We start from the raw sequence: 12,543 nt of genomic DNA, 5'->3' as shown, positions 1-12,543 counted from the left end.
GCTTCAACCTGATGAAGTGAAGCGCTGCGCTACTTGGGCGCCGGCGTCTCTTCCAGCGTGAGCTTGCCCAGGTTGAGCGGCGTCACCTGCTCCTGGATGACCAGCGGGTCGCCCACGAGCACCACCTGCATGTTGGCCGGGTCCAGGTAGGACTCGGCCACGCGCTGCACCTCCGCGGCGCTGGCGTTCTCCAGTCCCTCCACGGTGCGCTTGAACTCATCCATCGGCCGGCGGTGGAAGTAGAGCTGCGCGGCGCTGCCGCCCAGGCCCTCCACCGTCTCGAAGGCGCCAGGGAACGCGCGGATGAGGCCTTCGCGCGCGGCGGCCAGCTCCTTCTCCGTGATGGGGTTGGACTTGATGCCGGCCAGCTCCTTGATGAACTCGTTGAGCGCCGGCCCCGTCACGTCCTTCCGCACGGCCGCGTACGCGGTGAGCGGTCCCACGCCCAGGCGCGTGCCCAGGTGCGCGTTGGCGCCGTAGCTGTAGCCCTTGTCCTCGCGGATGTTCATGTTGAGCCGGCTGCCGAAGAAGCCGCCGAACACCGTGGTGGCCAGCTCCAGCGGGAACTCGTCCGGGTGGCCCGTGGCGAGGCCGGGACGGCCCACCAGCACCACCGTCTGCTCCAGGCCCGGCTTGGGCACCACACGCACCTGCTGACGCGGAGGCGCGGGAGGCGCGGGAGGCGGCTTGGGCGCCACGGCCCCGCCCTTCCACCCGCCGAAGTACTTCTTCCCCCACTCCACTGCCTGCTGGAGCGTCACGTCGCCGGTCATGATGAGCGCGGCGGCGCGAGGACCGGTGTTCTTCGTGTAGAAGTTCTTCGCGTCCGCCAGCGTAAGCGACTCCACCGTCTTCGGCGTACCGCCGGACGTGTGGCCATACGGGTGGTCCGCGCCGAACACGGCCTGGTAGTAGGCCTGCTGCGCCAGGAAGTTCGGGTCGCCCATGCGGCGCACCAGCTCGCCCAGCTGCTGCTTCTTGCGGCGCTCGAAGGCCTTCGCGTCGAAGGTGGGCCGCAGGACGACGTCCGACAGCAGGCTCATCGCCGCGTCCACGTTGGTCGTGAGCACGCGCGCGCCCACGAAGGCGCCGTCCGGGTCCACCGACAGCGCGGGCGACACGCCCAGGTCCGCGAACGCGTTGTCCAGCGCCACCGTGTCGCGCTTGCCTGCGCCCTCCAGCAGCATGCGGTAGGACAGGTCCGCGATGCCCAGCTTCGCGGCGGGCTCCTGCGACCCGCCCGCGGCGAAGGCGATGCCCACGAACACCAGCGGCAATTCCTTGCGCGTGCTGACGATGACGGTGAGGCCGTTGTCCAGCTTCGCCTGCTCGAACGTGGGCAGCACCAGCTCCGGCGGCTTGCCGGGCTTGGGCTGCTGGTCGCGGAACGACTCCGCGTCCGGAGCGGGTGTCTGGGATTGCTGCGCCGTGGGAGGCGTCTCGGTGGGAGGCGTCTCCGCGGGCTTCGTGGTGGCGCAACCGGCGACGGACAGCGTGAGGAGGGCAGTAAGGATTCGGCGGTGCATGACTAGCGGGCCTCCTTGCCCGGGGCGGAAGACGGCGCGGCCTTGTCGGCGGACGGCACCGCGTGGAGCACGACGCGCGCGTCGGGGCGCAGCACGTCGTTGGCGAACTGCTTCACCGCGTTGGGCGTGACGTCCTGGTAGCGCGCCAGGTCCTGCGCGACGTAGCTGGGCTCGCCCACGAACTGGTTGTAGCTCTGGAGCGTGTCGGACTTGCTGCCGGAGCCGCCTACCGCCTGCAGACCCGCCAGCTGGCGCGTGTCATAGCGGGTGCGCGCGCGGACAATCTCCTCCTGCGTGACGCCCTCCTTGCGGACCTCGTCCAGCACCGCGTCGATCTCCTTCTTCAGCGTGTCCGTGGTGACGCCGGGCCGGGCCACCGCCTCGATGGAGAAGACGGACTGCGCGCCCTGGCTCTGCTGCACGGCGTCCACGCTCTGCGCCAGCTGCTTGTCCAGCACCAGCCGGCGGTACAGGCGGCTCGCGCGGCCCGTGCCCAGCGCGGTGGCGAGCACGTCCGCCGTCGCGTCCCCGGGCTTCAGGTACGGGGCGGTGAGCCAGGACATGGTGAGCAGGGGCAGCGTGGCCACCTTCTCGTCGTGGCGGATGACCGTCTCACGCGGGACCTTCACCGGCTTCACGTCCGGACGCTGGGGCCTGGGTCCAGAGGTCAGGGTGCCGAAGTACTTCTCCACCAGCGCCTTGGCCTTCGCGGGGTCGAAGTCGCCCACGATGGCGAGCGTCGCGTTGGAGGGCGCGTACCACTTGCGGAAGAACCCCTTCACGTCCTCCACCGTGGCCGCGTCCAGGTCCTTCATGGAGCCAATCACGTTGCCGGAGTACGGGTGCGGCGCGGGGAACAGCACCTGCCACGCCTTCTCCTGCGCCTCGCCGTAGGGGGCCGTCTCCACGCTCTGGCGGCGCTCGTTCTTCACGACCTCCTTCTGCGTATCGAGCTTCTTCTGCGTGAGCGCGTCCAGCAGGAAGCCCATGCGGTCGCTCTCCAACCACAGGGCCGTCTCCAGCAGGTTGCTGGGCACGGTCTCGTAGTAGTTGGTGCGGTCGAAGCTGGTGGTGCCGTTGAGGTCCGTGGCGCCCGCCTGCTCCAGCAGGCCGATGTGCACGTCGTCCGGCACGTGCTTGGAGCCCTGGAACATCATGTGCTCGAAGAGGTGCGCGAACCCGGTGCGGCCCGGCTGCTCGTCGTAGGCACCCACGTGGTACCAGATGTTGACGGCCACCACGGGCAGCTTGCGGTCCACGGAGAAGATGACCTCCATGCCGTTGGGCAGCGTGTACTTCTCATACGGGATGGCCAGGTTTTCGCGGCCGGGCTCCAGCGGCTTCGCTTCGGGGGTCTGAGCGAGCGCCGGAAGCCCCACGAACAGGGCCGCTGCGGCGAGGGCCTTCAATCGGGACAAGGTTCCTCCACGGTTCAGGACGTTCTGTCGCGCGCTTAGCACGCGCCCTGGGGCCTGTAAGCCGGAAGGAGACGGGGTGGGCCCTGGGGTGCCGGGTGTTGCTCGCCGTGCGACACTGCGGCCATGAGCCTGGAGGTGCCCCTCTCCCAGCAGGGCCGCTGCGCGGTCCACCCGGACCTGCCCGCGGGCGGCACCTGTTCCCGCTGCGGGAGCTTCTTCTGCGCGGACTGCGCCACGTCCGTGGCGGGCCTGGGCGTGCGTTTGTATTGCACGGCCTGCGCGGCGCGCCCGGACGTGAACTACCTGGAGGCCCTGCGCCAGCGCTACTGGGGCAAGCGCGATGACTGGGCATGGGTGGTGGGAGGCGTGACGCTGCTGCTCTGCGTGGCCACCGCCGCCGCGCTGGCGCAGTGGGGTCTGCGCGCGACGAAGTCGTCGTTGTTCACGCTGCTGCTGCTGTTGCCCGTTCCGGTGGGCGTGGCCTTCTTCCTGGGCCAGCGCTGGGCGCGGCACGCCATGCTGGTCACGCCGTTGGTGATGGCCGTGGCGGCGGATGCCATGAATCGGGACGGGCGCTTCTTCTACTTCCTGTGCGCCATCCCCGGGGTGCTCACCGGGCTGCGCATCCACCGGGACGTGCGCAACCAGCTCTTCTTCCGGCTGCCGGTGACGCCCGGGGCGCTGAAGTTTCTCTGGGACCAGCGCTTCAACAACCCGATGGCGCATCAGGCATTGCGGTTCGGCTTCGGCTCGGTGGCCATGCCCCTGCTCTCACCCATCGCGGTGATTTGCGGCGCGGTGGCGCTGACGCGCGTGGACCCGGCGGCGACCCCGCCCATTGGCCGCCGGAACCAGGCCATTGCCGGCCTGGTCCTGGGGCTGGTCAGTCCGCTGCTGTGGTGGCTCATCCTGCTGCCGTGGATGGCGGACCTGATCCACTACTGACCGCGGTGGTCAGAACGGGCGGGCGCCCAGGGCCCCCTGGGTGCGCAGGGCCTCCCGCACCGTGTCCCCCGCGCCCTGGCATTCGCCGGTCGCGGCGTTCAGGATCACCTCGGAGTCCGTCTGGGGCAGGTCCCCGCTCTGGAGGCACGCTCCCAGTGGGAGGTCCTTCAGCCAGGTGGACTGGCGGAACGTCACGCGCAGGGAGCCGCCTTCCTCCACCGCGAGGGCGTAGGGGACCTCGAAGCCCAGCGCCGTGCCCTCGGGCAGGGTGAGTTTCATGGTCCAGCTCTGCGAGCCGCGCTCCAGCCGGGTGGAGGCCTTGAATCCGCCCTCCCACAGCACGAAGTCGATCCGCCGGTATTTGCCAGGGGGGATCCGCAGTTCCTTCTCGCCCTGCGAGGACACCCCAGAATCCAGATCGATGAAGAAGGGGCCCGCGAGCGTGACCGTGCTCGGGGCGTCTCCGGACTGGACGCACCCGGCGCCCTCGGGGAGCTCCTCCCTCACGTCCTCGCAGGTCAGACCCTCGCCCAATTCCAGACGGATGTCCGCCACGCTTACGACGGCGGTATCCAACCAGAATCTCAACCCGTCACCCGACGTGATTTCGGGCGGCGAGGCAGGGTCCGTCATGGCCCGGACGCCGGAGGCCGGAACCCCCAGGGAAGATGCGCCCGGCAGGCTCGAGCTCAGCGAGAAGATGAGCCGGGGATGGCTGTCACCACAACCGGACAGGCCCAGGGACATCAAAGACAGATAAATCAAACGTGAGGTCATGGACATGGGTTCACCGGTGGGAAGCAAGGTGCATGGTGGTGCTGGCTTCGATGTTCTGTTTCACGCGCTCGGCGGCGCCCGCGCATGCGCCCTTCCCGGTCTCCAGGCGCAGGATGGTGTTGTCCAGGGTCAGGTCGCCCAAAGCCAGACAGCTCGCCACGGGGATGCCTTCGAGCCACGTGGCGATGTCCAGGCCGCCCACGACGACGGTGTTCTCTCCGGAGCCAGCGATGTCAAAGGGGCCTCGTGGCTCGAAGCGCAGGGCCTCGGTGGAGGTGAAGGCCACTGCCAGGAGATGGCGCTTGCCCTCCCAGGTGAAGCTCGCGTCCATGATGAAGCTGGAGAGCTCGGGCTCGATCTGGCCCAGGCGGGCCTCGATGCGGGAATAGCCTCCTTCAGGGATACGGAGCGGCCCGTTTGGAAGGTTCACCGCGTTCATCCAATTCACAAACAAGGGCTCCCGCACGCTCAGCGTCCCGGGCCTTCCGTCCGCCGCGTCGGTGCAGGTCATCAACGGGGCCAGCGTGTCCTTGTAATCCGAGCACTCGCGCCCGGAAGGCAATTCCAGACGCACGTCGAACAGCGTGGAGTAGACGACCTCCACCGTGAACACGAGGCCGTCGTTCGAGCGGAAGGAGGGCGGCGGTAGTGGAGACTCCATCGCCGTCCGCCGGGACGGCGATGCCTCCTCCGTCAGCGGGCGCATGTAGGTCGTCGGGTTGATGCCGAAGCGCAGCTCGGTGGTGTCCGAGCCGCTCTTACAGGCAGACAGACACAGCACGGCGACAGCAAGGCCGGAAGCACGCAACCAGGGGATGGAGGGCATGTCGGAAGCAACGCGTGAGGGGGAGCGCCTCCGGCCGGGCGTCCCGATGCGCGGACCCCGGAGGGCCCACGAAGCCTCAGCATGCCCGAAGCCCGGGGAAATGGACAGACACCCGCGAGGGCAACGCATGCCAGCGGACAGGCCGGTGCCCACGCTGAAGGAGGAACCCCACAGGAGAGACACCATGGCAACGCAACGAGTGAGCGACGTAATGACATCCGACGTGGAGGTCGTCCGCCCGTCTGATTCCCTGAGGATGGCCGCGGAGAAGATGCGCCTGCTGAACGTGGGCCCCATCCCCGTGTGTGACGGCGACGAGCTGGTGGGCATCGTCACGGACCGGGACATCGTCATCCGCGCGGTGGCGCAGGGACTGGACGCCGAGCGCACCCAGGTGGCCCAGGCGATGACCCGGGGCGTGGAGTTCGTCTACGACGACGACGACCTCACCCAGGCGGCCCAGAAGATGAGGGCCTCGCAGATCCGCCGCATCCTGGTGTTGAACCGGGAGAAGCGATTGGTGGGCATCCTCTCGCTGGGGGATGTCTCGGCGGAGCTCAGCGACCAGGAGAGCGGCAGGACGCTCGAGGAGGTGTCCGCCCCGTCACAACCGGCCGCACCCTGAGACGGCTACATGCCGCCGAGCTTCGTCTCCAGCTCCGACAGGTCGCGGTGCACGGCCGCGTCCGTCTCCCGCAGGCCTTCGACCTTGCGCACGGCGGAGATGACGGTGGAGTGGTCCTTGTTGAAGCGCGAGGCGATCTCCGGGAAGGAGCTCTTCGTCAGCTTGCGGCTCAGGTACATGGCCACCTGGCGTGCGTGCGCGAGCGCCTTGTGGCGCCGGTCCTCCTTCAGCGCTTCGACCGTCACCTTGTAGAAGCGGGCCACCTCGCGCTGGATGGCGTCCACGTCCACGGCGCGCTGCGCGGGCAGGATGTCGCGCAGCACCTGGGACGCGAACTCCTCCGTCACCGGCTGCTTGGTGAGGCTGTGCATCGCGGACAGCTTCACGAGCGCGCCTTCCAGTTCACGCACGTTCTTCTGCACGTGCTTGGCGATGAAGTGCGCCACGGGGTCCGGCAGGTCGAGGCCCTCCTGCTCCGCCTTCTTCTGGAGGATGGCGACGCGCGTCTCGTAGGAGGGCTCGCGGATGTCCGCCATCAAGCCCATGGCGAAGCGGCTGCGCAGGCGGTCCTCCATGCCGGGCACTTCCGCGGGCACCATGTCGCTGGTGAGCACGATGGCCTTGTTGAGGCCGAAGAGCGTCTCGAAGGTGTAGAAGAACTCCTTCTGCGTCTCCTCGCGCTTGCCCAGGAACTGGATGTCGTCGATGAGCAGCACGTCGCACTCTTCGCGGAACTTCCGGCGGAAGTCCGTCATGCGGTGCTCGCGCACGCTCTCCACGTACTCGTTCGTGAACTGCTCGCTGGAGAGATAGACGATGCGCTGGGTGGGGTCCTTCTCCCAGATGTGATTGCCCACCGCCTGGAGCAGGTGGGTCTTGCCCAGGCCGGTGCCGCCGTAGATGTAGAGCGGGTTGTAGTTGTGGCCCGGCCGGTGGGCCACGGCCTGCGCGGCGGCGGCGGGGAGCTGGTTGCTGTCCGCGACGACGTAGGTGTCGAAGGTGAAGCGCGGGTTGAGCCGCGCGGGCCGCAGCGAGTTCACCTTGACGGTGGGTGTGGGCGGCAGGTCCGCGGACTGCGGGAGGCCGACGACGACCTCGTAGGCGACGCGGCCCAGGGACGGCTCCAGCCGGGCCAGGTGCGTCTCCAGCATGGAGCGGTAGTGGTCATCCACCCAGTCACGGAAGAAGCGGTCGGGCACGCCCAGGACCAGGGCGTTCTCGCGCACCTCCATGGGGCGCATCCGCTCCAGCCAGGTGAGGGCGTAGTGCAGCCCCTCCTGACGGATGGCTTCCAGCGTGCGGGTCCAGATGACGCCGGCACTGGGAAGCGAAGGCGAAGGGGCTTGGGCGAGGGCGTTCACTTGGAGGCTCAGGGACGGCGCGGAAGGAGGGAACCCGCGGGCGTCTGGCGGTGCTAACACCCGCTCTCCGGCTGATCAAGGAACCGGCCTGTAGCACGGATCAGCGGGACGCCCTGACGGGTGGGGATGATCACTCCCGGTGGATCCGCATTTTCGCCTCCGGCGCGAGCCGTTCCGCCGGGTTGTGCGAGGTGGTCCGTGGAGCCACCTGAACGGATCTGCCGTTGCCGTGAGCATGTCAGCGTGTCAGCAGGTGGACGTCCGGACCCCACCCGCTGCCTGGGACATGAACGCATGGCCATGACTGAGCGCAGGACTGTTTTCGCGACGACGGAGGAGGGACGGACGTTCGTGCTCCGCCGGTACGCGCCACCGGGTGAGCCCGCGTCGTACGAACTCTCCTTGTATGAGGACTACCTGGGGTCCACGCCGAAGGAGTTGCCTCTTCAGGGTCTTCCTCCCGAAGGCTTCACTTCGGAGATGGAGGCGCTGGATCAGGTCCGGCGTTGGCATCCAGAGGTGACCGCTTTCGAGGACGTTCGCCGGGACCGCCACGTGACCATCGACTTCGTGCGCGCGCTGAAGGTCGGGAGCCTGGCGCCGTTACGGCCCTCGATGACCGCCGAGGAGGTGGTGGACCTGCTGGGAGTCCCCGAGGACGTGATGCCTATCGAGTGGAACCCGGGTGCCGTCCTCTGGTTCTACGGCGTCGTGCAGCTGTATCTGGAGCGCGGCCGGCTCCAGTGGCTGGAGATCGACGATGGCGTGGGGGCCTTCACCAGCCTGGAACTCTCGGGCTGGTTCCTGGAGCCCGCCACCACGAAGACGCAGCTGGAGGAGGCGTTGAGTCTCCGGGGCATCCCCTTCACGCGGGAAATCCGCATGGAGGCCCCGGTCCTCTGTGTGCCCGGGGGCTTCCAGTTCGACTTCCACGCGGAGGTCGAGCGCATCCATGCGCTCTACTGGAACCATCCGCTCGCGGTTCCCAGCGGCCAAGGCACGGACCGTCCGCGAGGCTGATCCCGTCGGATCTCGAAGCCGGAGGTGACGGAGCCAGCGTCGGTCTGGATGAAGGTCAGGTCCTCCCCGTTCCTCGTGACGAAGATGTCCCAGTGTGTCGTGACTCCGAGGGTGTCGGTGAGCGTCAGGGTGCCGCTACAGTCGGGCTTGAGGGTGTAGGGGCCAGAATAGGTCTCGACGTCCAACCCCATTCGTTTTCGTCCACCCGGTCTGCGTTGGATGTGCGTTGGCCCCTGCCGCTGAGCGCCGGGGTCGCCTTCCTGGCTGTCATTCCAAACTCACTCGGACACGACACCCAGGACACGTCTCCAGTGTCGTGGGGGGAGCGGACCAACCCTGCTAGGGTGGAACCCTGGAGGTCTTTCAGGACGTGCCCTACTTCTCATGTCGGCTTTCGATTCTCGCGCTGCTGATAGCAGGCGCTGCCGTCGCTCAGCCCTCCCCTCCCGCCCGGCAACTTCGGCAGCGTGCGCTCTCCCTGCTTTCGAGCCCGGTGGATGCTTCCGTCCAGGTCGCGAAGGGGACGCTCACCACCCTCACCTTCGACTCGCCGCTCCTCCCCAAGAGCGTCGTCGTGCAGGGCCGGGACACGCACTTCGAGCGCTTCGTCGTGGAGGAGCGCACCGTCACCTTGAAGCCCAAGGTGGACCTGGCTGATGACGAGCGGCTGCTCCTCACCGTCCGCTTCGCGGATGGGGCTGCTCCGCAGGAGGTCATCTTCGTGCTCGTCCCCGCCAGCGACCAGGTGGACGCGGCTGTCGAGGTCCTTCGCCGCGCACGCAGTGCGGAGGCGCTCCAACAGGAGTTGGCCCAGGTGCAGGCTCAACTGTCCGCGCTTCAAGGGAGGTGCGGCGACGGCGGTCCATCAGGGCTCATCTTCTCCGGACTCCTGGACCCCTCTGTCAGCGTCAAGGAGTTGGACAAGGATGATCTTCCGGAGAACGCGAATGGGCTCAAGCTGGAGAGGGGCATGGTTTACAGGACCAGCACCTGGGCAGTCGTCGCGGTTCACGTACTCAACCTCGTGGGTCAACGCGCTTGGAGTGCTGGAGGTGTTCGCCTCGTCACCATGCGTGGCCAGACAGTCCCAGTAAAGTCCGTGCGCATGGAGAAGGCTCAACTCGGCTCAGGTGAGGCGGGCCTTGTGCTCGTGGAGATTGGAGCGCCCTCGGAGCAACCTCCAGAGGAGCTACGACTTGAGTTGTCGGATCCAACCAGTGGCCGGACCCTGCGCATCAGCGGCGTGTGGCTGCAGGCGATCCAACAGTTGAGGAGGACCACTCCATGACGATGTCGCCCCTGCATCCCGACCATCTTGCGCCCGGCAACCAGGTAGGCCCCTGGCGAATCCTCGAACTTCTGGGAGGAGGCGGTGGCGGTCGCCTTTTCAAGGTGGAGCGCGAGGAACATCCCGGACAACCCTTCACGCTGAAGGTCGCTCTGCGGCCCGCAGGCCAGCACGTGCAGGAGGAGGAGGACGCGGATGGCCGTGTCTCGCGCGAGGCCGCCATCCACATGGCCTACGACACGGGGCTGAAGGTCCACGCGCTGGACCACTGGTTGGGCCCTTCCGGTTACCTCTACTTCGTGACGGACTATGTGGAGGGGGAGACCTTCACCGAGTGGTGTTGGCGGGTGAAGCCCACCGCCGCGCGATTGCTCGACGTCTTCACCGAAGTGGTGAGGCTCGTCGACAAGTTGCATCGGCGTCAGCTGTGGCACCGGGATTTGAAGGGGGCCAACATCCTCATCCGCAAGCAGGATGGGCAGCCGGTCCTCATCGATTTCGGCGTGGCCCGGCAGCCGGGCATGGCCACCTTGACGGTAGGCGTGCCCCCAACCTCGCCACACCTCCTTCCTCCGGAGTCCCTGACCTTCCTGGCCGAAGGCTCCTGGAAAGAGGGAGCGGCCTTCGAGCCTGGCACCGCGGGCGACCTCTACTCCTTGGGAGCATTGCTCTACGAGGCACTCACCGATGGCTACGCCTTTGACCCGAAGCTGCCCTACGACAAGCTCGTCCTCGCCATCGCGACGAAGGTTCCCTCCGCCCCCCACGTCCTCAACCCAAGGGTTCCGCGTGCGCTGAGTGACATTTCTTTACGGCTGCTCGCGAAGCGCCCCGAGGACAGGTACGCCGGCACCGAAGCCCTCCTGCAGGCCCTTTGGGACGCAGCGAAGGAGAAGAAGAAACCGGAGTGGCAGATCTCCCTTGAGCAGCCGTTGCCAGAGGATGTGGGCACCTCGGAGACGTCAGCCGAGAGCGAGGCGGAGCGCTGTGAGGAGCCGCTCGCTGTCGAAGATGAGGCGTCGGAGCACGATCCCCAGTCCAGGGCAGTGGTTTCAACTCCAGGGCGGACCCGCAGGCGCGCAGTCGCATGGGCGCTATGTGGCGCGCTGGCGGTTTTTCTGGCCCTGTGGCTCGCGCTCAGCATGCTCGCGCCCCCATTTGAGAAAGGAAGCTCGCTCGTGCCTGCCTCTACTGTTTCCGCCCTCCGGCGCCTTCCCTTGTTCCGGCACGTTGCCGCGTTGGCGTGTGCCACGGCCGGGCTTGCCTGCCCGAGCGTGCCCACGCGGCCCGACACTGGCGTGCGCTGCCCCGATGCTTCAACGCAGGCCATGTTCCAGCGCCTCAAGATCCGCAAGGAATTCAAGGCCGTCGTCGACATCAACCAGCCTGGCGACCAGAGCCAACTAGGCACCTATCAGGATGGTCCCGTCGTTGGACGCATCGTTGGTTATTCCTGGGCGGATCCGGCGCTGCCCGACGGCACGTTGCTCTACGGGCGCTTGTGGACGGGCCCGGGTATCTACGATGAGGGCGCGGAGGCCGTCATCATCCGCTACACCGAAGCCCGACTCCCGGATGGGAGTACCTATCCCGTCTGCATCGTGCTGGGTGGCTATGATGGCCGTGTCCCGAAGCTGCAGGGTTCTGACTCCGGCTCCGTCGTCCTTCCCCGGGCACTCCCGGCGGCCGCCGTCTGGAGCTGGCCCTGAGCATGTCGGCACGAGGCCCTGGATCGCAGCGGCCGAAATGCGCCGTTCCTTGCCCCGTCTCCCCTTTTCCTACATGATCGCCCGGTCCACCCGGCGCAGGGCTGTACGGTCGGCGCAGGTGATCCTTGATTGACTTGTCCAAGAATTAGGGTTACGGACGCCCCCTTTCCACTGTACGGGTCGCGCCGGAAGTTCCCAGGTGCCGCCTTCAGCTCTCAGGAGTCGTTGTGTCCAAGCGCACGTACCAGCCGTCGAAGATCCGGCGCAACCGCGCCCACGGGTTCCGTAAGCGGAATGCCACCAAGGGCGGCCGGGATGTCCTCAAGCGCCGCCGCGCCAAGGGCCGTAAGCGCTTGGTGGTGTCGTCGTTCAAGAAGTAACTGGACGCACGGACGATGGCCGAGGGAGCGGCGCCGCGGGTGCCTCAGGCAACCGACGAGCGCTTCCCCAAGGCCTTTCGCCTGCTCCAGCGGCGTGAGTTTCTTGAAGTCCAGGAGGGCGGTCAGAAGATTCCGTCCGACTGCCTCCTGGCCCTCGTTCAACGCAATTCCCGGGCGCACTCCCGCGTAGGCCTCACCGTTTCCAGCAAGGTGGGCAACGCGGTGGTGCGCGCACGCCTGCGCAGAGTGCTCCGCGAGCTGTTCCGCAAGCACCGCGGGCAATGGCCTCCCGGTCTCGACGTAGTCCTGGTCGTTCGCTCCTCGGCGAAGGAAGCCTCCTTCGCGCAAGTTTCCCGTGCGTTCGACGGTGTCACCCGTAAGCTGCAACGGCTCTTTCCGGCACCGCGCGTGCCTCCTAAAGAGCCCGCCCCATGAGTCCACTCGCCTTCGTCATCGCCCTGCCCATCCGCTTCTACCGGCGGTTCCTGGGGCCGCTGCTGCCGAAGGCGTGTCGGTTCCATCCCTCGTGCTCCACCTACGCCATGCAGGCGCTGGAGAAGCACGGCGGGTTCAAGGGCAGCGCCCTCACCGTCTGGCGCCTGCTGCGCTGCCAGCCATTCCACCCCGGTGGATTCGATCCCGTCCCCTGACGGTTTGCTTCCGCCCGC

General features: G+C 67.5%; 13 protein-coding genes. 8 read left to right on the top strand and 5 right to left on the bottom strand.

Translation table 11 applies throughout. The annotated features are described in order from the left end of the window. Positions 1 to 29: 29 nt before the first annotated feature. Both D7Y04_RS38495 and D7Y04_RS38490 read right to left on the bottom strand, forming a co-directional pair. Positions 30 to 1,526, bottom strand: coding sequence for a pitrilysin family protein (locus D7Y04_RS38495; protein WP_120598948.1), 1,497 nt, complete (start codon positions 1,524 to 1,526; stop codon positions 30 to 32). 2 nt (positions 1,527 to 1,528) lie between these two features. Then, on the bottom strand, positions 1,529 to 2,935 hold the full coding sequence (locus D7Y04_RS38490; protein ID WP_121762556.1) for a pitrilysin family protein: 1,407 nt from the start codon (positions 2,933 to 2,935) through the stop codon (positions 1,529 to 1,531). Positions 2,936 to 3,067: 132 nt separating this feature from the next. Between D7Y04_RS38490 and D7Y04_RS38485 the strand changes: the two genes are divergently transcribed. Further along, the gene (locus D7Y04_RS38485; RefSeq protein WP_121762555.1) at positions 3,068 to 3,889 is read left to right on the top strand and encodes a hypothetical protein; all 822 of its coding nucleotides are present in this window, start codon (positions 3,068 to 3,070) and stop codon (positions 3,887 to 3,889) included. A 9-nt stretch (positions 3,890 to 3,898) separates the two neighbouring features. Here the strand turns inward: D7Y04_RS38485 and D7Y04_RS38480 are convergent, their stop codons facing one another. After that, the gene (locus D7Y04_RS38480) at positions 3,899 to 4,666 is read right to left on the bottom strand and encodes a hypothetical protein (protein WP_147477285.1); all 768 of its coding nucleotides are present in this window, start codon (positions 4,664 to 4,666) and stop codon (positions 3,899 to 3,901) included. 10 nt (positions 4,667 to 4,676) lie between these two features. Continuing rightward, positions 4,677 to 5,492: a hypothetical protein gene (locus D7Y04_RS38475; protein WP_121762553.1), complete on the bottom strand. Its 816-nt coding sequence runs from the start codon at positions 5,490 to 5,492 to the stop codon at positions 4,677 to 4,679. A 184-nt stretch (positions 5,493 to 5,676) separates the two neighbouring features. Here D7Y04_RS38475 and D7Y04_RS38470 point away from each other — a divergent pair, with 184 nt between their 5' ends. After that, positions 5,677 to 6,117, top strand: coding sequence for a CBS domain-containing protein (locus tag D7Y04_RS38470; protein WP_120598958.1), 441 nt, complete (start codon positions 5,677 to 5,679; stop codon positions 6,115 to 6,117). Positions 6,118 to 6,122: 5 nt separating this feature from the next. On the opposite strand, the gene dnaA is transcribed toward D7Y04_RS38470, so the two are convergent. After that, positions 6,123 to 7,478 (bottom strand): chromosomal replication initiator protein DnaA, encoded by a 1,356-nt coding sequence (gene dnaA, locus D7Y04_RS38465; protein WP_120598953.1) that lies wholly within the window; start codon positions 7,476 to 7,478, stop codon positions 6,123 to 6,125. A 300-nt stretch (positions 7,479 to 7,778) separates the two neighbouring features. On the opposite strand from dnaA, the gene D7Y04_RS38460 reads away from it, so the two are divergent. The 6 genes from D7Y04_RS38460 to yidD all read left to right on the top strand — a co-directional run bounded on the left by D7Y04_RS38460 (position 7,779) and on the right by yidD (position 12,525). After that, entirely contained in the window at positions 7,779 to 8,498 is a 720-nt protein-coding gene (locus D7Y04_RS38460) for a hypothetical protein (protein ID WP_147477284.1), read from the top strand. A 370-nt stretch (positions 8,499 to 8,868) separates the two neighbouring features. Continuing rightward, entirely contained in the window at positions 8,869 to 9,786 is a 918-nt protein-coding gene (locus tag D7Y04_RS38455) for a DUF2381 family protein (RefSeq protein WP_158627666.1), read from the top strand. Next, positions 9,783 to 11,495 (top strand): protein kinase, encoded by a 1,713-nt coding sequence (locus D7Y04_RS38450; RefSeq protein WP_120596365.1) that lies wholly within the window; start codon positions 9,783 to 9,785, stop codon positions 11,493 to 11,495. The genes D7Y04_RS38455 and D7Y04_RS38450 overlap by 4 nt, the downstream gene beginning before the upstream one ends. A 227-nt stretch (positions 11,496 to 11,722) precedes the next feature. Beyond that, a complete protein-coding gene (gene rpmH, locus D7Y04_RS38445; RefSeq protein ID WP_120526629.1) occupies positions 11,723 to 11,875 on the top strand; it encodes a 50S ribosomal protein L34 in 153 nt (50 codons plus the stop codon). A gap of 15 nt (positions 11,876 to 11,890) precedes the next feature. Further along, complete coding sequence (rnpA, locus tag D7Y04_RS38440) at positions 11,891 to 12,310, top strand: ribonuclease P protein component (protein WP_014400871.1); 420 nt, start codon at positions 11,891 to 11,893, stop codon at positions 12,308 to 12,310. After that, on the top strand, positions 12,307 to 12,525 hold the full coding sequence (gene yidD, locus D7Y04_RS38435) for a membrane protein insertion efficiency factor YidD (protein WP_120576129.1): 219 nt from the start codon (positions 12,307 to 12,309) through the stop codon (positions 12,523 to 12,525). The genes rnpA and yidD overlap by 4 nt, the downstream gene beginning before the upstream one ends. The last annotated feature ends 18 nt before the right edge of the window (positions 12,526 to 12,543 follow it).

The sequence above is a fragment of the Corallococcus sp. AB038B genome (assembly GCF_003668955.1).
GTDB classification, from domain to species: domain Bacteria; phylum Myxococcota; class Myxococcia; order Myxococcales; family Myxococcaceae; genus Corallococcus; species Corallococcus exiguus.
Note: the sequence above shows the minus strand (reverse complement) of the source record. Positions and strands in the feature narration are given on the sequence as shown.